Annotated in this window: 18 protein-coding genes; 12 read left to right on the top strand and 6 right to left on the bottom strand. The window is 66.0% G+C overall.

Annotation, left to right across the window (positions count from 1 at the left end; translation table 11 throughout):
* Positions 1 to 74: 74 nt before the first annotated feature.
* Complete coding sequence (locus ACSE4D_RS11515) at positions 75 to 1,361, top strand: low temperature requirement protein A (RefSeq protein ID WP_436325976.1); 1,287 nt, start codon at positions 75 to 77, stop codon at positions 1,359 to 1,361.
* Positions 1,362 to 1,427: 66 nt separating this feature from the next.
* Here the strand turns inward: ACSE4D_RS11515 and ACSE4D_RS11520 are convergent, their stop codons facing one another.
* Both ACSE4D_RS11520 and ACSE4D_RS11525 read right to left on the bottom strand, forming a co-directional pair.
* Positions 1,428 to 1,712: a hypothetical protein gene (locus tag ACSE4D_RS11520; protein ID WP_426937099.1), complete on the bottom strand. Its 285-nt coding sequence runs from the start codon at positions 1,710 to 1,712 to the stop codon at positions 1,428 to 1,430.
* The gene (locus tag ACSE4D_RS11525) at positions 1,709 to 2,320 is read right to left on the bottom strand and encodes an ArsR/SmtB family transcription factor (RefSeq protein ID WP_436325977.1); all 612 of its coding nucleotides are present in this window, start codon (positions 2,318 to 2,320) and stop codon (positions 1,709 to 1,711) included. The genes ACSE4D_RS11520 and ACSE4D_RS11525 overlap by 4 nt, the downstream gene beginning before the upstream one ends.
* 179 nt (positions 2,321 to 2,499) lie before the next feature.
* Between ACSE4D_RS11525 and ACSE4D_RS11530 the strand changes: the two genes are divergently transcribed.
* Genes ACSE4D_RS11530 through ACSE4D_RS11540 form a run of 3 tightly spaced genes read left to right on the top strand, consistent with a single transcriptional unit; the run spans position 2,500 to position 5,008 of the window.
* The gene (locus tag ACSE4D_RS11530; protein WP_436325978.1) at positions 2,500 to 3,624 is read left to right on the top strand and encodes a M4 family metallopeptidase; all 1,125 of its coding nucleotides are present in this window, start codon (positions 2,500 to 2,502) and stop codon (positions 3,622 to 3,624) included.
* The gene (locus ACSE4D_RS11535) at positions 3,624 to 4,010 is read left to right on the top strand and encodes a protealysin inhibitor emfourin (RefSeq protein ID WP_436327134.1); all 387 of its coding nucleotides are present in this window, start codon (positions 3,624 to 3,626) and stop codon (positions 4,008 to 4,010) included. Before ACSE4D_RS11530 ends, ACSE4D_RS11535 begins: the two co-directional genes overlap by 1 nt.
* A 17-nt stretch (positions 4,011 to 4,027) precedes the next feature.
* Entirely contained in the window at positions 4,028 to 5,008 is a 981-nt protein-coding gene (locus ACSE4D_RS11540) for a tryptophan 2,3-dioxygenase (RefSeq protein WP_436325979.1), read from the top strand.
* 10 nt (positions 5,009 to 5,018) lie between these two features.
* Here the strand turns inward: ACSE4D_RS11540 and ACSE4D_RS11545 are convergent, their stop codons facing one another.
* Both ACSE4D_RS11545 and ACSE4D_RS11550 read right to left on the bottom strand, forming a co-directional pair.
* Complete coding sequence (locus ACSE4D_RS11545) at positions 5,019 to 5,855, bottom strand: alpha/beta hydrolase (RefSeq protein WP_436325980.1); 837 nt, start codon at positions 5,853 to 5,855, stop codon at positions 5,019 to 5,021.
* A complete protein-coding gene (locus tag ACSE4D_RS11550; protein WP_436325981.1) occupies positions 5,852 to 6,733 on the bottom strand; it encodes an SGNH/GDSL hydrolase family protein in 882 nt (293 codons plus the stop codon). The genes ACSE4D_RS11545 and ACSE4D_RS11550 overlap by 4 nt, the downstream gene beginning before the upstream one ends.
* Positions 6,734 to 6,892: 159 nt before the next feature.
* Here ACSE4D_RS11550 and ACSE4D_RS11555 point away from each other — a divergent pair, with 159 nt between their 5' ends.
* Together ACSE4D_RS11555 and ACSE4D_RS11560 are read left to right on the top strand one after the other, a co-directional pair.
* Positions 6,893 to 8,173 carry an amidohydrolase gene (locus tag ACSE4D_RS11555; RefSeq protein WP_425119910.1) on the top strand — a complete coding sequence of 427 codons (1,281 nt, stop codon included), beginning with the start codon at positions 6,893 to 6,895 and terminating at the stop codon, positions 8,171 to 8,173.
* Positions 8,170 to 10,020, top strand: coding sequence for a threonine/serine ThrE exporter family protein (locus ACSE4D_RS11560; protein ID WP_426937104.1), 1,851 nt, complete (start codon positions 8,170 to 8,172; stop codon positions 10,018 to 10,020). Before ACSE4D_RS11555 ends, ACSE4D_RS11560 begins: the two co-directional genes overlap by 4 nt.
* Here the strand turns inward: ACSE4D_RS11560 and ACSE4D_RS11565 are convergent.
* The gene (locus ACSE4D_RS11565) at positions 10,011 to 10,712 is read right to left on the bottom strand and encodes a uracil-DNA glycosylase (RefSeq protein ID WP_426937105.1); all 702 of its coding nucleotides are present in this window, start codon (positions 10,710 to 10,712) and stop codon (positions 10,011 to 10,013) included. The two genes, ACSE4D_RS11560 and ACSE4D_RS11565, sit on opposite strands and share 10 nt — an antisense overlap.
* 238 nt (positions 10,713 to 10,950) lie before the next feature.
* Between ACSE4D_RS11565 and ACSE4D_RS11570 the strand changes: the two genes are divergently transcribed.
* From ACSE4D_RS11570 to ACSE4D_RS11595, 6 genes are all read left to right on the top strand, one after another.
* Positions 10,951 to 12,417 carry an aldehyde dehydrogenase family protein gene (locus ACSE4D_RS11570; protein WP_426937106.1) on the top strand — a complete coding sequence of 489 codons (1,467 nt, stop codon included), beginning with the start codon at positions 10,951 to 10,953 and terminating at the stop codon, positions 12,415 to 12,417.
* Between the two features lie 198 nt (positions 12,418 to 12,615).
* On the top strand, positions 12,616 to 12,882 hold the full coding sequence (locus ACSE4D_RS11575; RefSeq protein ID WP_135539156.1) for a DUF3263 domain-containing protein: 267 nt from the start codon (positions 12,616 to 12,618) through the stop codon (positions 12,880 to 12,882).
* Between the two features lie 2 nt (positions 12,883 to 12,884).
* Positions 12,885 to 13,448, top strand: a complete 564-nt coding sequence (locus tag ACSE4D_RS11580) for a LytR C-terminal domain-containing protein (protein WP_135539154.1) — start codon at positions 12,885 to 12,887, stop codon at positions 13,446 to 13,448.
* A 307-nt stretch (positions 13,449 to 13,755) separates the two neighbouring features.
* Complete coding sequence (locus ACSE4D_RS11585) at positions 13,756 to 13,959, top strand: cold-shock protein (protein ID WP_025780447.1); 204 nt, start codon at positions 13,756 to 13,758, stop codon at positions 13,957 to 13,959.
* A 527-nt stretch (positions 13,960 to 14,486) separates the two neighbouring features.
* Positions 14,487 to 16,130, top strand: coding sequence for a chaperonin GroEL (groL, locus tag ACSE4D_RS11590; RefSeq protein ID WP_135539152.1), 1,644 nt, complete (start codon positions 14,487 to 14,489; stop codon positions 16,128 to 16,130).
* Between the two features lie 106 nt (positions 16,131 to 16,236).
* Positions 16,237 to 16,620, top strand: coding sequence for a hypothetical protein (locus tag ACSE4D_RS11595; protein ID WP_436325982.1), 384 nt, complete (start codon positions 16,237 to 16,239; stop codon positions 16,618 to 16,620).
* 88 nt (positions 16,621 to 16,708) lie between these two features.
* Here the strand turns inward: ACSE4D_RS11595 and ACSE4D_RS11600 are convergent, their stop codons facing one another.
* A complete protein-coding gene (locus ACSE4D_RS11600) occupies positions 16,709 to 17,176 on the bottom strand; it encodes a hypothetical protein (RefSeq protein ID WP_436325983.1) in 468 nt (155 codons plus the stop codon).
* Positions 17,177 to 17,253: the final 77 nt, after the last annotated feature.

Here is a 17,253-nt window from a genome sequence, read left to right on the forward strand (position 1 = left end):
AGGCAGGCCGCGTTCCACGACATTCGCTCGGTCTTAGACTGTACGGGCACCGCGACCGACCGTCTGGAGGACCGATGGCCACGCCGACCGCGCCGGGGACAGAGAAGGCGCCGCCGCGCTTCCGTCTCATGCCGATGCACCCCCGTGACCCGAACGAACCGGGCCGGGCGGCGAGTTCGCTCGAACTGTTCTTCGACCTCGTCTTCGTCATCGCCGTCTCCATCGCCTCGGCTCACCTGCGGGACGCGGTCACGGCGGGCCACCTCGGTGAGGGGGTGGGAAAGTACCTGCTCGTGTTCTTTGCGATCTGGTGGGCGTGGATGAACTTCACGTGGTTCGCGACCTCGTTCGACGTCGACGACTGGGCCTACCGGGTGCTCACGATCGTGCAGATGGCCGGGGTGCTCGTGCTTGCCGCCGGGATCGAACCGGTCTTCGCCCACGGGGATCTGCGCTTGCTCGTCGCCGGTTATGTGCTCATGCGCGTGGTGATGATCTCGCAATGGCTGCGGGCATCACGGCGGGCCGGTCCTGCACGGCCGACCACGCTGGTCTATGTCGGCGGGATCGCCGTGGCGCAGGTGCTGTGGGTGGCGTGGTTGTTCATTCCCACCTCTTCGGGAGCCGTCATCGGGACGCTCCCGACCGCGGTGCTGATCTGCCTCATCGTCTTCGAGCTTGCGATCCCCGTCGTCGCCGAGACCCGCGGGACGACTCCGCTTCACCCGGAGCACATCGCCGACCGCTACGGCTGCTTCACGATCATCGTCATCGGCGAATCCCTCCTCGCCTCGGCGAACGCAGTGTTCGGAGCCTTCTCCGAGGTCGACGAGCTCGTGCCGCTCATCTCCTTGGGCGTGCTCTGCCTGATCGTCACCGCGGCCCTGTGGTGGATCTATTTCTGGCCGCCGCACCATCGGATGCTCACCGGACTGCCCGCGGCGCTGACCTACGGCTACGGCCACTACCTCATCTTCGCCGCGGCCGGTGCGTTCTCCGCCGGGGTCGGCATCGAGGTCGACTCCCAGCTGGGAGTCAGCGCGCTCGATCCGGTGGCGGCGACCTTCACCGTCTCCGTGCCGATCGTCGTGTTCGTCCTCGGGGTGTGGCTGCTTGCGATCCGTGCCAGCGCCCACTGGGTGATCAACCTCGCCGTGCCCGTGTGCGCCGTCCTCGTCCTCCTCGACCCGATCATCCCGATCCCGACGTTCCTCACGACCCTGTTCATGATCGCCATCGTCGCCGTCCTCGTCGTCTGCCCGCCGAAGGACGACCCCGACCCGGGCGCGAACCCGGCCGACGGCACCGAGGCGGCTGATGGCACCGAGGCGCCCGACGGCACCGAGGCGGCCGCGGGCTGAGTCGGGCCCGCGGACTGAGCCGGGCCCGCGGACTGAGCCGGACCAGCGGGCTCAGCCGGGCCCGACTCAGAACGGCAGGCCGTGGTACCGGTCGAGGTGGATCTGCTTGGCGGCATCGACACGGCGCGACATCTCTGCGGAGTCGACGCGGGGTCTCAGGGCGCGGATGCGGCGGCGTTCGATCATCCACAGCGCCAGGCGCAGGAGCACGCGGTCGAGGCCGGTGGCTTCGGTGCTCGTGTCCTCACCGCTGTCGATGACGAGTTCACGGGTCACCGTGACCGTGCGTTCGACGATGCGGCGGTGGTGTGCGGCAAATGTTGGGCGGTTGGGGGTGGCGAGCGTGCTCATGATGGGGATTCCTCTCCATCGATCAGGGGGAAGGCGTTGAACTGGACCTGCACCGGGCGGGAGCCGGGATCATTGCGGCCGCGATAGCGATTGATGAGCGCCATGGTGGTCTTCTCGAATTCGGCGGCGATCTCCGACAGCTGCTCCTTCGTCAGGCGCAGGTTGCTCGTGTCGCTGACGGCGGCTTCGACCCATGCCGTCGGCATCCGCTGCTGGTCGTAGGCGGCGTCGACGAAGGCCTCGAAATTGCGGTGCATATTGCGCACGAGCTCCCGATTGACGTACTGGGAAGCGGTCCGGGTCGAGGGATCCAAGTCGCTTTCGGGACCGGGGACCCGCATGGCTCCGGGAATCCTCTCCCACCACTTCTCGCGGCCGCCCGCCTCGCCTTCGACCTCACGGATGAGGCGATGCCGAGCGAGCTGACGCAGGTGATAGCTCGTCGAGCCGGATGATTCGCCGAGGCGCTTGGCCAGAGTCGTCGCCGTCTGCGGCCCCAGCGCCGACAGGGCATCGTAGATCGCCATCCGCAGGGGATGCGCCAGGCCCTTGAGGGCTGAGGTGCTGATCTCGCGGACGCCGTTGGGGTGGGTGATCTCCTCGCTCATAATGCAAAGATACTCTTGCAAAGAAAGCTTTGCAATACTTTGTTTGCATTCTGTTCCGACCATCGTTTTCCGACGGAGCCCCGCTCTGTGCGGAGCGCTCCCACACACGAGGCATTCGCCCCGCACTCAGAGCGGACCGCGCCCTACCGAATCCGTGCCGAACGTGGGACGCTGGAATCATGATCTCTCACAGAGCCGTCAACATCCGCAGCGTGATCCCGCCCTACCTCCTCGACGCCATCGCCGAGCGTGGAACCCAGCGCTTCCCGAGGGCCGCCGCCGCAGCCCGCAGCTGCCGGATGTCCGACGAGAGCTGCCGGAACCTCCGCCTGGCCGGTCTGCGCTACACCCCTCCGGCCGACCTCGACAAGGATGAGGCCGCGCTCGCCGCTCCGGCTCGGGCCGGGCTGCAGCGCCTCATCCACGATGCCGAGAACACCGAGGTCCTGCCCGGCACCCTCGTCCTCTCCGAAGGCGAAGCGCCGGTGAGCGATGAGCCGGTCAATGAGGCCTACGACGGCCTCGGCGCCGCCTATGCGCTGTTCTCCGAAGCGTTCTCCCGCGACTCCCTCGACGGTCAGGGGATGCCCCTCATGGCCAGCGTCCACTACGGCAAGGACTACGACAACGCCTTCTTCGACGGCCGCCTCATGGTCTTCGGCGACGGCGACGACGAGGTGTTCACCGGTTTCACCGGATCCGTGTCGATCATCGGCCACGAGCTCTCCCACGGGGTCATCAGCCACACCGCCGACCTCGAATACTCCGGCCAGCCGGGAGCGCTCAACGAACACTGCGCCGATGTCTTCGGGGCCCTCACCCAGCAGCATGCGGCCGGGCAGAACGCCGAGGACGCGGATTGGCTCATCGGCGCTGGGATCTTCACCGCCGAGGTGACCGGTCGAGCCCTGCGATCGATGATCGAACCCGGCACGGCCTATGACGACGATGTCCTCGGCAGGGATCCGCAGCCCGCGCACATGGACGACTTCGTCACCACCGATTCCGACAACGGCGGGGTCCACCTCAACTCCGGCATCCCGAACCGTGCCTTCGCGCTCGCGGCGACGAACATCGGCGGTCCCGCCTGGGAGAGCGCCGGACAGGTCTGGTACTCGGTCCTCACGGGGTCCGAGATCACGAAGCAGACCGATTTCGCCGGTTTCGCCCAACTCACCATCGCCGAGGCGGCCGACCAGTTCGGTGCCGGATCCGACGTGCACGATGCGGTCGTCGCCGGATGGGAAGCAGTCGGCATCTCCCACGCGGCCTCGGCCAGGGGAAACCAAGGGAGCAGCTGGTGATGGGCAGCGAGGCCGATGCCGCGGACGGAGGCCCGGCAGGAGGCGACCGCGGGGACGTAAGCGAACCTGCGCACGGGCGAGACGACGGTTATGGTCGGCTGCTCGTCGAACGCACGGGCGGGATCGGCGGCATGCTGCTCGTGTGGGAGGTCGACATCGATGCGAGCAGTCGTCGAGAGGACCTCGGCCGCACGGTCGCCGAACTGCCGTGGTCGCAAGCTGAGTCCGGTGCGGCGCCGCCGGCCGGAGCCGACCGCTTCGCCTACTTCATCGAGAGCCGGTACGGTTCCGTCCGATTCGGCGAAGGGCAGATGCCGCAGGAATGGCAGCGACTCATCGACGAGGTCCGCGAGGTCACCGAACCGCAGAGGCGGCGCCCGGGCTGAGCCCTATGCTGGAACCCATGACCGATTCGAATTCCGCTCCGGGCGACGAGGCCCGGACGACCACTGACGATCGCACCCGCACACAGACAGAAGCGGACGAGTCTCCCACCGCCGGGTCGACGGCGGAGAAGAACGTCCGCGATCTCGAAGCCGGGGTCCACACCGACCTCAAGGAGACGATGACCTACGGGTCCTATCTCGACCTCGATCGTCTGCTCGGCGCTCAGCACCCCGTCAGCAGCCCCGAGCATCACGACGAGATGCTCTTCATCATCCAGCATCAGACGACAGAACTGTGGTTCCGCCTCGTCATCCACGAACTCCTCGACGCCCGACGACTCATCGCCGCCGATGAGCTGCAGACCGCGCTCAAGCGCATTGCCCGCGTCAAACACATCCAGAAGACCCTGACCGAACAGTGGTCGGTCCTCGCGACTCTCACCCCCAGCGAATACATCGGGTTCCGCGACCACCTCGGTCGGGCCTCCGGTTTCCAATCCTGGCAGTACCGGGCAGTGGAATTCCTGCTCGGCAACAAGAACCGAGCCATGCTGCCGGTCTTCGACGGCGAACCCGAAGCACGTGCGACGCTCGAGCAGTACCTTGAGGAGCCGAGCATCTACGATGAGTTCCTCGCCTGCCTCGCCCGTCGCGGACTCCCGGTTCCGCAGCGACTGCTCGACCGGGACACATCGGTGGCGCACACCTTCGACGAAGAGCTGCTCGAGACCTTCCGGGTCATCTATGAGAACCCGCAGAAGTACTGGCAGGAATACGAAAGCTGCGAAGAGCTCGTCGATCTCGAGGAGAACTTCCAACTCTGGCGCTACCGGCACATGCGCACGGTGCTGCGGATCATCGGCATGAAACGCGGAACCGGCGGGTCGAGCGGAGTGGGCTTCCTGCAGAAGGCACTCGACCTCACCTTCTTCCCCGAACTCTTCGAGATCCGCACCGGCATCGAGAACGGCCCCGGAATCAGCCCCGAAGGGGTCTGAGGGCCGGGCCTCACTCGAGGAGAAGGTCCCTCACCTGCGCGAAGTAGGGTGACTCGGGGTCGATGACATCGGCATGGTTGGCTCCGGGCAGCTCGGTCAAGGCGGCAGGGAAGACGCGAGAGAACTCGACATCGACGATCCCATCGGCATCCCCGTGGATCGAATGCACGTTCACCCGGGCCGGGATGAGTGCGACCCGAGACCGCGGATCGTGACGCAGATACGCCTCGAGATCCTCTTCCGGCCGCACCCCCATATAGTCGAGCACGGCCCCATCGCCGAGGTGGCCGGCGACCTCTCGCAGCAGATCAGTCACCGGTGCCAGGGGCCGCAGACGGATCCGTGGTCCCGTCGCGGGCAGGTGCGACGCCCACGCCAGCACGAGGCAGCCTCCGGCCGAATGGCCCGACACGATGAGGTTCTCCCGCGCCTGCTCGCCGGCACCCCAGCGCGGCAGTGCGGCACACACCGAGTCGATGGCCGCGGTGACATCGTCGAGCAGGTGCGGCTGCCCGCCGATCCGACGGTATTCGACGGCGGCGACGAGCACCCCGGACTCGGCCAGCGCACGGGCCAGAGGGCGGGCGTGGGCGAGATCCGTGCGGGGGCGGAAGTAGCCGCCGTGGACGAAGATCACCGTCGCCGAGGCGGTCGCCGGATCACCGTAGACCTCGACGAACTGGTCGGGGGAGTCCCCATAGGGGTACCGGAACGCCGGCACGCTCATGTCCGACTCGACCGCGCCCGCCTCTGCGCCGGACCTGCGGGGTTTCGATTCACGCACGGCGCCCGCGAGCTCGGCTCCGGCGGACGCGAGTGCGGGGATCCGTTCGCCCTCGCTGCTCATCCCTGTGCGTGGCCGGGCCCGTTCGCCCCGTCGACGTCGTCGGTCCGGTCGACGTCGTCGGTCCGGGCAGAGTTGCGTGCCCGCTCGATGAGATCGGCGACGCGGGTGAGTTCGGCCAGTTTCGGGTCGAGCTTGTCACCGGAGGACTCTCCGCGCAGACGCCGACCGACCCACGGGCCCAGATACTGCCGCGCCCACCGGGACTCTTCGCTCATGACCTCGCGGATCGCCCGCGTCGGGCGGGCCGGAATGCCGAAGCCCTCGGTCGGCAGCGAATGTCCGGATTCGAGTGTGGCCAGGGCCTGCTCGGCCACGAGGTGGTGCCCCTTGGGGGAGAGGTGGATGCGGTCGTCGGCCCACATCTCCACAGCATAGAGCGAGCGCAGACCCCACAGGTCGACCATATGGCAGCCGTGGCGCTGCGCGATCGACCACAGGTGAGCGTTGTAGATGCCCACGCGAGGGCGCACCGCGCGGATGAGCGGGGTGCTGAACTCGGTATCGAAGCCATTGCACATGAGCACCTCGATGCCTGCCTCCCGCAGGGCGATGACGGCGCGTTCGTACTTCGCCGCCAGCGCATCGATATCGGCCTTCGGGCGCAGGCAGTCGTTGCCGCCTCCGCACAGACTGACCAGGTCGGGTTTCATCTCGAGCGCACGCGGCACCTGCTCGTCGAGGATGCGGTCGAGCAGGCGACCACGGATCGCGAGATTGGCATAGGAGACATCGGGGCTGCCGATCGACGATTCGGTGAGCATGAGCGCCAGACGGTCGGCCCAACCGCGGTACCGATCATCCCCGCGCGGGTCGGGATCCATCAGCCCTTCACTGAACGAATCTCCGACAGCGACGTATGAGGTGATGGTCTCGAGCATCAGGGAACCTTCTCTCTTCGAACGATTGTCCAAGACTATACGCCGGAGCTGACGCGGGGCACTCACGAGGGGCGGCGGAGTGACCCGAGCGAAACGTCAAGTGGCGTAGACTCGTTTCCGCAGCCAGACGACGCCGCCGTCCCCATTGCTAGGAGCACAATGTACCGTTCGGTTCCGGTCCCCGCCGCCACAGATCTCGTGATCACCAACGCACGGATCGTGCCCGTCGCCGATGCGCACGGGCACCGCGCCGAGGCGATCGAATCGGGTACGCTCACCGTCACCGACGGCCGCATCGCCGAGGTGGTCGCCGGTTCCGTCGACACCGCCGACCTGCCGTCGGACACCGAGGTCATCGATGCCGGAGGACGCTGGGTCCTGCCCGGTTTCATCGAAGCCCACGGCCACCTCGGCGTGCATGAGGACGGCGAAGGCTGGTCCGGTGATGACACGAACGAGATGACCGATCCCAACGGGGCCGGTCTGCGTGCACTCGACGGGATCGATCCCACCGAACTCGGGTTCAAGGACGCCCTGCGCGGCGGCGTCACCTCCGCCCTCATCAAACCCGGGTCAGGCAACCCCATCGGCGGCCGCACCGCCTTCGTCAAGACCTGGGGGCGCATCGTCGACGAGATGCTCATCAGCGAAGACCTGTCCGTGAAGTCCGCACTCGGGGAGAACCCGAAACGCGTCTACGGAGAGAAGAAGACGACCCCCTCGACGAGGATGGGCACCGCGAAGATCCTCCGCGACGCCTTCGTCGACGCCCGCAACTACCAGGCCAAACGCGCCCACGCCGAAGCGGAGGGCACACCGTTCGACCGTGACCTGGTCAAGGAGACCCTGGCCGACATCCTCGACGGAAAGCTCGCCCTGGACCAGCACTGCCACCGTGCCGACGACATCGCCACGGCCATCCGCCTGTCCGAGGAATTCGGGTACCGGCTGATCATCAACCACGGCACCGAAGGCCACAAGATCGCGGACTACATCGCCGCCAAGGGCATCGACGTCATCCTCGGCCCCCTGATGACCTCGCGTTCGAAGGTCGAACTGCGCGACCGCACCCTGGCCACCGCAGCGGCCCTGGCCAGGGCCGGGGTGCGCATCGCCCTGACCACCGACCACCCGGTCATCCCGATCAACTTCCTCATCCACGAGGCCGCGCTGGCCGTGAAGGAAGGACTCGACCCGGTCGTCGCCATCGAAGCCCTGACGATCAACCCGGCCGCGATGTTCGGACTCGAGGACCGCCTCGGGTCCCTGGCCGTCGGCCGCGACGCCGATATCGTCATCTGGTCGGGCGACCCGCTCGACCTCGACTCGCGTGCCGAGACCGTGTTCGTCTCCGGTCGCCGAGTCTTCGACTTCGACGCCGGGACGGGAACCGCGAACGTCGCCGACCCACACGGCCCGACACTCATCTGCGAGCCGTGAGCGACGAGAATCTCGAAGACGCCACCACCGCCGAGGTGCGGGTCGATGAACCGACCGCGCCCGGTCCCGTCCGCGGGTCGTCGCCGTCCCCGGTAGTCGCCGGCAACCCGGAAGCCGGATCCCATGCCCTGCGGGAGCTGCTCGAACGCACCCGTCTGCAGCGCCTGGCCGAACTGCGGGAATCCTCGCCGGAACCCCTGCCCGAGGACATTGCGAAGGCCGCGGCCGCGAAAGCCGCGAAATCGAACCGCAGCAGCGGACGGTCCAAGCCGCGCACCGACCACCTCGGTGCGTCTCAGCGGATCGCACAGCGAGTCGCCCGGCGCACGGTCGGCAAACTCGTCTCCGGCACCACGACCAATACGCAGCCGGTGCCGATCGTCACCGCGCTCAAAGGCACCCCGTACCAGGCACCGGTGCAGGCGACCGAACCGAGCGAGGACGAAGCGAGGATGGTCCTCGACCTCGCCGCCGACATCGCGGCGATGATGATGCGCGCCGGCGCCGGCACCAGTGATGTCGAAGTCTCCGTGATCGCCGCCTGCACCGCGTGCGGTCTGGCCACCGTCGAGGTGGACCTGACCTCGAACACCCTGGTCGTGCACTATTCGACCTCCGACGGCCGACTCATGACCGTGATGCGGGTCAACCGGAGCGAGTCCACGCATTTCGCGAAGCTCGCCTCGGTGCACAAGCTCGTCACCGACCTCGTCGACGGTCGTCTCGAATTCCAAGAGGCCCGCAGCCGCCTCGACGCGATCCGGTCTCAGCGGCGACCGTTTCCCCAATGGTTCGTCACCGGTGCCTGGGGACTCATGGTCGGTGCGCTCGTCCTGCTGCTCGGAGGAGGACCGGTCGCGGTGCCCTTGGGCATCGTCATGGCCATCGTCGTCTTCCAGTTCGGCAAACTGCTCGGCCGGACCCATCTGCCCTCGTTCTTCATCACCGCGGCGCAGGCCGCCTCGGCGACGCTCATCGCTACGATCGCCGGCGACATCGGCATCATCAACTCGCCGCAGTACCTCGTGGCCGCCGGCATCGTCCTGCTCCTGCCGACCCAATCGCTGTATTCGGCGGTCCAAGACGCGCTGACGAACTTCCCTCTCACCGCGGCCGGGCGGGTGGTCGGCGTGTTCATGGCCTTGGCCGGCATCGTCTCCGGCATCGCCTTGGGAGTCGTGTGCGGACAGGCGATCGGGCTCAGCCATATCGAAGTCCTTGTGCCGAAGACGAGTCCGCACGTGGTCACAGCGATCCTGTCGATGGTCGCCGCCGCCGTGGTGTCGATGTCCGGTGCCGTGGCGATGTCGGCCCGGCGTCGGTTCATCCTGCCCGCTGCCCTGGTCGGTCTGGCCTCGCACATCACGATGATGACGCTGACGCTGCTGCACATCGACAATGTGCTCGCGAGTCTCCTCGCCGCCACCGTCACCGGATTCCTCTCGAGGCCCTTGGCTCTGCGGCTGGGAGCACCGGCCATCGTGCTCATGATTCCCGGCATCTACACCCTGCTCCAGGGTCTGTCGATCTTCACCGCCGTCTACCAGATCGCCTCGGATTCGGAGAACGTGTCCTTCGCCGTGGGACTGTCCTCACTGTTCACCGCGATCCTCGCGAATGCGGCCCTGGCCGTCGGCGCCGTGCTCGGAAGCTACCTGGCGCTGCCGCTGAAGAACCTCAAGAGCCGCAGCTCGGCGGAGAAGACCGTTGCCTCGGTGCGCAGCAATGAGCCGTCGACGGCCGTGATGGATTCGGTCCAGCCGGGTGCGGCGAAGACCCCGACGACCGGGAAGATCCCGACCGTGTCGACGAAGGCGCAGCCCGAGCCCGGGGCGGATCAGTCCTGAGGCGGCAGCGCCCAGTCGATGGGCGCGATCCCCTTCTGCGCGAGCAGATCATTCGTGCGTGAGAACGGGCGGGAACCGAAGAACCCGCGGCTGGCCGACAGCGGCGAGGGGTGCGGGGATTCGATGATGGCCACCTCGGCGGTGCCCGAGGTCAGCAGCGGCGCAAGGTTGCGAGCGTCCCGGCCCCAGAGGATCGCGACGAGCGGCTGCTCCCGTTCCGTCAGGGCCACGATCGCCCGCTCCGTGATCTCCTCCCACCCCTTGCCGCGGTGGGAGGCCGGCTGCCCGGGAGCGACGGTGAGCGCACGGTTGAGCAGCATCACCCCCTGCCGGGACCACGCCCGCAGGTCTCCATGCGGTGCCGGCGCGATGCCGAGGTCGGCCTCGAGCTCCTTGTAGATATTGCCCAGCGATCTCGGCAGCGGCCGGACACCAGGGTCGACGGCGAAGGACAGGCCGATGGGATGTCCGATCGTCGGATAGGGGTCCTGACCGACGATGAGGACCTTGACCTGGGACAGCGGTTCGGCGAAGGCGCGGAAGACGGATTCCCCGGACGGCAGATATTCGCGGCCGGCGGCGAGCTCGGCGCGGAGGAAGTCGCCCATCTTATGGATGCGCTCCTCCACTCCGGCCAGGGCCTGAGCCCAATCGGGGGACATGATCTCGGTCATCGGAGGTGTCGACGTCATGGGCACGAGTGTAACGAGGACAGTGACGAGAACGGACGTGCCGCCTCGGCGAAGGTGGGAGAGGTCGGGCCGCCTCGGGGAGGGGCCGGGGTCGTCGGCCCCGCCTCGGTGAAGGTGCGCGAGTGTGCACGAAGCGCAGATCGGGTGTGCGCGATCGCCTATTGAGCCGGTGTATTGCTCGCCGAGCGCACACGTTATGCTCGCCCTAAGAAGTTCATCGTTGAACGAAAGGACCGAAATGCCGGAATTCCCAGAGGCCAGGAACTGGAAGATGCTCATCGGCGGCGAGTGGGTCGACGCCGCTGACGGTGACACCACCGATGTCATCACCCCGATCGACCGCAACGTCGTCATCGCCAAGGTGCCCAACGGCAAGGAGGCCGACGCGGATCGTGCCGTCAAGGCCGCGCGGAAGGCCTTCCCCGAGTGGGCCGCCGTGCCGTTCAAGGAACGCCAGAAGAAGCTTCTGGCCTGCGCCGATGCTCTCGAAGTGGCGTCGGAGGAACTCGCTCAGCTGACTGCCATCGACACCGGCAACGCGATCCGTACGCAGGCTCGGCCGGAGACGATCACCCTGGCCGACCTGTTCCGCTACATGGGCGGAGTCGCCGGTGAGATCAAGGGCAACACCCTGCCCGCCGGAGACAAGCAGCTGCAGTACACCAAGCGTGTGCCGCTGGGCGTCGTGGCCGGCATCCTGCCGTGGAACTCGCCGCTGATGATCGCCGCCTTCAAGACCCCTGCCGCGCTCGCCGCCGGCAACACGATCGTGCTCAAGTGCGCCGAAGACGCACCCCTGACGATCCTCAAGATGGCCGAGATCATCGCCGACATCCTGCCCGCCGGTGTGCTCAACGTCGTCACGGGCAAGGGTTCGGTCATCGGTGAGGCGCTCAACGTCCACCCCGATGTCGACAAGGTCTCGTTCACCGGTTCGACGAGCGTCGGCCGTCACGTCGCCGAGGTGGCCGGCGGTCGTCTCGCACATTCGTCGATGGAGCTCGGCGGCAAGAGCCCGAATATCATCTTCCCCGACTCGAACGACCAGGACACCCTCGACCAGGTGCTCCTGTCGACGCGCTTCGCCCGCCAGGGCCAGTCCTGCACGATGGGTTCGCGCCTGTTCCTCCACGAGGACATCTACGACGACTTCCTGTCCAAGCTCGTCGATGCCGTGTCGAAGATGAAGGTCGGTGACCCCCGCGATGAGGACACCGACATCGGCTGCATCATCAATCAGAAGCAGTACGACCAGGTCTCCAGCTACATCGAGATGGGCAAGTCGATGGACGGCGTGGAGATCGCCTACGACGGCTCCGATTCCCTCGAGGTCGGCGAGCCCGGCTTCTACCACGCCCCGGTGATCTTCTCGAAGGCGAAGAACGACTGGCAGACCAGCCGCGAAGAGATCTTCGGCCCCGTCCTCTCGGTCATCCCGTGGAAGGACATCGACGAGGTCATCGACATGGCCAACGACTCGGACTTCGGGCTCGCGGCCTTCGTCTTCACCAAGGATGTCGATGCGGCGCTGACCATGGCCAACCGCATCGAGTCCGGCTGGGTCCAGGTCAACCAGGGCGGCGGCCAGCTGGCCGGCCAGTCCTACGGCGGCATGAAGACCTCCGGCTTCGGCCGCGAGGCATCGCTGGAGGGCATGCTCGAGGGCTTCACCCAGATCAAGCAGGTCAACATCCGCATCCGCTGATTCGCCTCCATCGGCGCGAAGGTCCGGTTCCTCACCCCGTCGCAACGGTCATCGCACAGATGCCGGGCGGCGGGGTGACGCCGTTTTCACCCCGGTGGGGAGCGAGGTCACAGCCCGATCGGCGCGCCGGGAATTTCAGTCCCGTCGATCGGGCGATAATATAGAAGCACAGACATCTCTCGAAGGAGCACACCCTCTATGCCGTCGAACAACGACACCTCAGAACTGAGCGAGCTCGAGGTGGCCGTTTTGGAGTTCGAGCGGCGGTGGTGGAAATACGGCGGTGCCAAGGACCACGCGATCCGTGAGCGCTTCGACATGTCTGCCACCAGCTACTTCCAGATCCTGAACTCGCTTCTCGACAACCCTGCAGCTCTGGCCAGCGACCCCATGCTGGTCAAGCGCCTTCGCCGGATCCGCAGCACGCGGCAGAGCGAGCGCGCCCAAGCCCGCGTCTCGAGGTAGACATGACCGACGAATTCGACGAGATCGAGCCCGGCCGGCGCAGCGGTGCCCATCGACAGGAGTCCGCGGCGTCGTCGAACATCGGCGCCATCTCGCTGGTCATCGTGCTCGCGCTGGTCGCGGTCCTCCTCGTCGTGGCTGCCATCAACATCATCGTCTCGTCGATGGGCAACCCCGAATCCAAGGTCGAGGACCCCGCGGCATCGGAGTCGACCTCTGCCGAACCCTCACCGAGCGAAAGCGAAGTCAGCGTTGCCGACGACTCGATCACCGTCGATGTCCTCAACGGCTCCGGCGTCTCGGGCGCTGCGAAGAAGTTCTCCGAAGCGGTCGAGGAGAAGGGCTGGAAGCTCGGCCAGGTCGGCAACTATTCGACGAACCTCACCGATTCGACCGTGTACTACAAGGGCGAGGAGAACGCCTCGCAGGCGAAGCTCGTCGCCGAATCGCTGGGCGTTTCGGCCACGGAGGCCTCTGAGGACTTCGACGCCGATGTCACTGTCGTGATCTGTTCGGACATCGCCGATCGCGGCCCCGAGCCCAGCGAAGGCGGGGACTCGGAATAGTCCGAGCCGGTCGGTCCGGTCCTTTGACCGCAACCCCTGGTGTGAACTGGGCGAAAACTCTTATGTAACGAATCTATAACAGTGTTGAGCGGCCCGGGGTGGGATGCGTGCCTGCGGTAGAGTTGCACCAGCTAGGCAAGCACAGCACCTTGTGTTCTAATCGTGCTTCACCGAGATTATTCTCCCGAGGTCAATGAGAGAAGTCGCGGGGTCGGTTGAGTTTTGCCAGCTTCCGTATTCCAGATGCGGTCGCCCGATCGCGACTGAAGTACGGGATTTCAATGGCACTGCACTGTATGGAGAAGTAATGGCACAAGGTACCGTCAAGTGGTTCAACGCTGAAAAGGGCTACGGCTTCATCACCCTTGAAGGCGACAACCAGGACGTGTTCGTTCACTGGAGCGCAATCCAGATGGACGGCTACCGCTCTCTCGAAGAGGGCCAGCAGGTTCAGTTCGAAGTCGGAGAAGGACAAAAGGGTCCTCAGGCGGAGTCCGTCACCCTCCTCTGAGACTGACTGCTATCAACACAGTCTTCTGATCCGCTGCGGCGGGGCGTCGGAACGGCTTTCGGGTCGACCGGCACCAATCGCGCGGGGAAAGCGCCGAGCAGGCAACTGCTCGGCGCTTTTCAGTGCCCGCGTGGGAAGGGTCCTCCAGGGCGGGAGATTCGATTCGGCACGGTTTGGGTTGAACAGCACATGTTTGAAACCGTGCTGCTCGACTTTGAGTGGGCCGTTCGCAATCGGCCCGCACCACCGTTTCGCGCTGGGCCGAACTGCCCTCTGTGCCTTCACCGCGCGCCGACAACTCGCGGATCTCAACTGTTCTCGCCCATCTTGGCGGGCGACGAATATTTGCACTCGCATGGTGAGAGTGCTAAATCTAGTAGTGGTGAAAACCGATGGGTTCCCATCAGTTGTCTCGAGAGCGTGGTCCTTATGTGGAATGGAACATGCGGGCACACTCTCTGCCGTCGCGGGCGCTGACGACTGCTCTGGTTTCCCACTCCACTCCATCAGGGAGGATCTAAGCCGCTATGGCAAAGATGATTGCATTCGACGAAGAAGCTCGTCGAGGACTCGAAGCTGGACTCAACCAGCTTGCGGACGCGGTCAAGGTGACCCTTGGACCCCGCGGTCGCAACGTCGTGCTCGAAAAGCAGTGGGGCGCACCGACCATCACCAACGATGGTGTCTCCATCGCCAAGGAGATCGAACTCGAGGATCCCTACGAGAAGATCGGCGCCGAGCTCGTCAAGGAAGTCGCCAAGAAGACTGACGACGTCGCAGGCGACGGAACCACCACCGCTACCGTGCTCGCTCAGGCTCTCGTCCGCGAAGGCCTGCGCAACGTGGCAGCCGGTGCTGATCCGCTCAGCCTCAAGCGCGGCATCGAAAAGGCAGTGGAAGCTGTCACCGGTGTGCTGCTGAAGAACGCCATCGACATCGAGACCAAGGAACAGATCGCCGCGACCGCCGGCATCTCCGCCGGAGATCCTGCGATCGGCGAACTGATCGCCGAGGCCATCGATAAGGTCGGCAAGGAAGGCGTCGTCACCGTCGAAGAGTCCAACACCTTCGGACTCGAGCTCGAACTGACCGAGGGCATGCGCTTCGACAAGGGCTACATCTCCGGTTACTTCGTCACCGACACCGATCGTCAGGAAGCTGTCCTTGAGGATCCCTACATCCTCATCGTCAACTCCAAGATCTCGAATGTGAAGGATCTGCTGCCGGTCCTCGAGAAGGTCCAGCAGTCCAACAAGCCCCTGTTCATCATCGCCGAAGACGTCGAGGGCGAAGCCCTGGCCGTCCTGGTGCTGAACAAGCTCAAGGGCACCTTCAAGTCCGTGGCCGTCAAGGCTCCGGGCTTCGGTGACCGCCGCAAGGCTCAGCTCGCCGACATCGCCATCCTCACCGGCGGCCAGGTCGTGTCCGAGGAAGTCGGGCTCAAGCTCGACGGCGTGACCACCGATCTGCTGGGCACCGCCCGCAAGGTCGTCATCACCAAGGACGAGACCACCATCGTTGAGGGCGCGGGAGACGCCGAGGAGATCGCCGGACGGGTCGCACAGATCCGCGCGGAGATCGAGAACTCGGACTCCGACTACGACCGTGAGAAGCTGCAGGAACGTCTGGCCAAGCTGGCCGGCGGTGTTGCAGTCATCAAGGCCGGAGCCGCGACCGAGGTCGAGCTCAAGGAAACGAAGCACCGCATCGAAGATGCCGTGCGCAACGCCAAGGCTGCTGTGGAAGAGGGAATCGTCGCCGGTGGCGGCGTGTCCCTGATCCAGGCGGGCAAGGCTGCTTTCGCCGACCTCTCACTCGAGGGCGACGAGGCCACCGGTGCCAACATCGTCAAGGTTGCCATCGAAGCCCCGCTCAAGCAGATCGCCACGAACGCCGGCCTCGAAGCCGGTGTGGTTGCCGACAAGGTCGCCAACCTCGAACCCGGATTCGGTCTCAACGCCGCAACCGGTGGCTACGAGGACCTGCTGGCCGCCGGCATCAACGACCCGGTCAAGGTGACCCGCTCTGCTCTGCAGAACGCCGCCTCGATCGCCGGTCTGTTCCTCACCACCGAGTCGGTTGTCGCCGACAAGCCCGAAAAGGCCGGAGCAGGTGCAGACGCAGCTGCCGGCATGGACGGCATGGGTGGAATGGGCGGCATGGGCTTCTGATAGCCCCCGCTGCTCGATCGGCCGTGCCGGTGTCCCCAGGGCGCCGGCACGGCTTTTTCATGCCCGCAGCATTGTCACCCCTGCGCGGCACGCCTAGGCTGAGCCCATGACCTTCACCGGCACCGATTCCTGCGGAAACAGCCCGAAGAACACCTTCGTCGCCCGCTTCGAAGAGCACCTGTTCGCCGGCGCACGGGATCCCCTCGCCGAGGTGGTCGCCGACGACTGCGTCCTCCAGATCATGCGGATGGGCACGGTGGAGACCGTCACCGGCCGGGCGGAGGTCGTCGATGCGCTGCTGGCCCTGTCCGCGTACGTGCCCGAGACCGGTCACCTCGAAGCGGCGATCACCCACGGCAAAGCCGCAGCCGCCTGGGGCTACTGGCAGACCGAGGCCGACAGCAACGATCTGCGTCACTTCTCGCACACCATGTGGTTCACCACGCACAAGGCGGAGGCCTTTGCGCAGATCCGAATCTTCCAGACCTAGGGCACACCTGATCCTCCAGCGAAGGTCCCTCGGCCATCGGGCGATCAGCCTCCGTTGCCGCAGCCGGTCGCCCTCGAGCTGCCTGAGTTCAGTCCCAAGGGTTGTCGCGGTGATGCCGGTGCCGCGACCTGCGCCTGCGCCTCTCATCCCGACGTGAGATCTGACCGGGGGAGTACGGCGGGTGGGGCGGATGCGGCGGTTGCAGCCCCCTACCGAACTCGGCTTCATAGTCTCGCTCGGGCGTCTCACTCTGCTCGAGCTTCCGTCGGGCCTCAGCGTCACCGAGGTGGGCCCGTGCCCGGCGCGTGAGCTCCTTCTTCCGATTGCGGATGATCTCGTCCTTGTGCACGATCCGTCCCAATCCGCCCAACAGCATGGGGACGATGACGAAGATCGGCCAGAAGAAGATGACCTGCCCCGAGACGATCGATGAGAACGCCCAGACCGCCAGCACGATCCCAACGGGGCCCGCGACGGCGCCGAGCAGGGCCCGGCGCACCCGATCCCGATAGTACTTCTGCGCCGCTGCATCGATCTGCTCCGGCGTGATCGGCACCCGGTCCTCTTCGAGACGCGCCAGGGCCTGCGCCCGTCCCGTCTCGTCTCGTCGAGCGTGCCCGGTTCGACTTCGGC

It is taken from the genome of Brevibacterium sp. FAM 27836 (genome assembly GCF_051351055.1).
Lineage (GTDB): Bacteria > Actinomycetota > Actinomycetes > Actinomycetales > Brevibacteriaceae > Brevibacterium.

Excerpts from the sequence above, each read along its gene's own strand:
- ACSE4D_RS11515 (WP_436325976.1), top strand. The coding sequence starts at position 75 with ATGGCCACGCCGACCGCGCCGGGGACAGAGAAGGCGCCGCCGCGCTTC.
- ACSE4D_RS11520 (WP_426937099.1), bottom strand. The coding sequence starts at position 1,712 with ATGAGCACGCTCGCCACCCCCAACCGCCCAACATTTGCCGCACACCAC.
- ACSE4D_RS11525 (WP_436325977.1), bottom strand. The coding sequence starts at position 2,320 with ATGAGCGAGGAGATCACCCACCCCAACGGCGTCCGCGAGATCAGCACC.
- ACSE4D_RS11530 (WP_436325978.1), top strand. The coding sequence starts at position 2,500 with ATGATCTCTCACAGAGCCGTCAACATCCGCAGCGTGATCCCGCCCTAC.
- ACSE4D_RS11535 (WP_436327134.1), top strand. The coding sequence starts at position 3,624 with ATGGGCAGCGAGGCCGATGCCGCGGACGGAGGCCCGGCAGGAGGCGAC.
- ACSE4D_RS11540 (WP_436325979.1), top strand. The coding sequence starts at position 4,028 with ATGACCGATTCGAATTCCGCTCCGGGCGACGAGGCCCGGACGACCACT.
- ACSE4D_RS11545 (WP_436325980.1), bottom strand. The coding sequence starts at position 5,855 with ATGAGCAGCGAGGGCGAACGGATCCCCGCACTCGCGTCCGCCGGAGCC.
- ACSE4D_RS11550 (WP_436325981.1), bottom strand. The coding sequence starts at position 6,733 with ATGCTCGAGACCATCACCTCATACGTCGCTGTCGGAGATTCGTTCAGT.
- ACSE4D_RS11555 (WP_425119910.1), top strand. The coding sequence starts at position 6,893 with ATGTACCGTTCGGTTCCGGTCCCCGCCGCCACAGATCTCGTGATCACC.
- ACSE4D_RS11565 (WP_426937105.1), bottom strand. The coding sequence starts at position 10,712 with ATGACGTCGACACCTCCGATGACCGAGATCATGTCCCCCGATTGGGCT.
- ACSE4D_RS11570 (WP_426937106.1), top strand. The coding sequence starts at position 10,951 with ATGCCGGAATTCCCAGAGGCCAGGAACTGGAAGATGCTCATCGGCGGC.
- ACSE4D_RS11575 (WP_135539156.1), top strand. The coding sequence starts at position 12,616 with ATGCCGTCGAACAACGACACCTCAGAACTGAGCGAGCTCGAGGTGGCC.
- ACSE4D_RS11580 (WP_135539154.1), top strand. The coding sequence starts at position 12,885 with ATGACCGACGAATTCGACGAGATCGAGCCCGGCCGGCGCAGCGGTGCC.
- ACSE4D_RS11585 (WP_025780447.1), top strand. The coding sequence starts at position 13,756 with ATGGCACAAGGTACCGTCAAGTGGTTCAACGCTGAAAAGGGCTACGGC.
- groL (WP_135539152.1), top strand. The coding sequence starts at position 14,487 with ATGGCAAAGATGATTGCATTCGACGAAGAAGCTCGTCGAGGACTCGAA.
- ACSE4D_RS11595 (WP_436325982.1), top strand. The coding sequence starts at position 16,237 with ATGACCTTCACCGGCACCGATTCCTGCGGAAACAGCCCGAAGAACACC.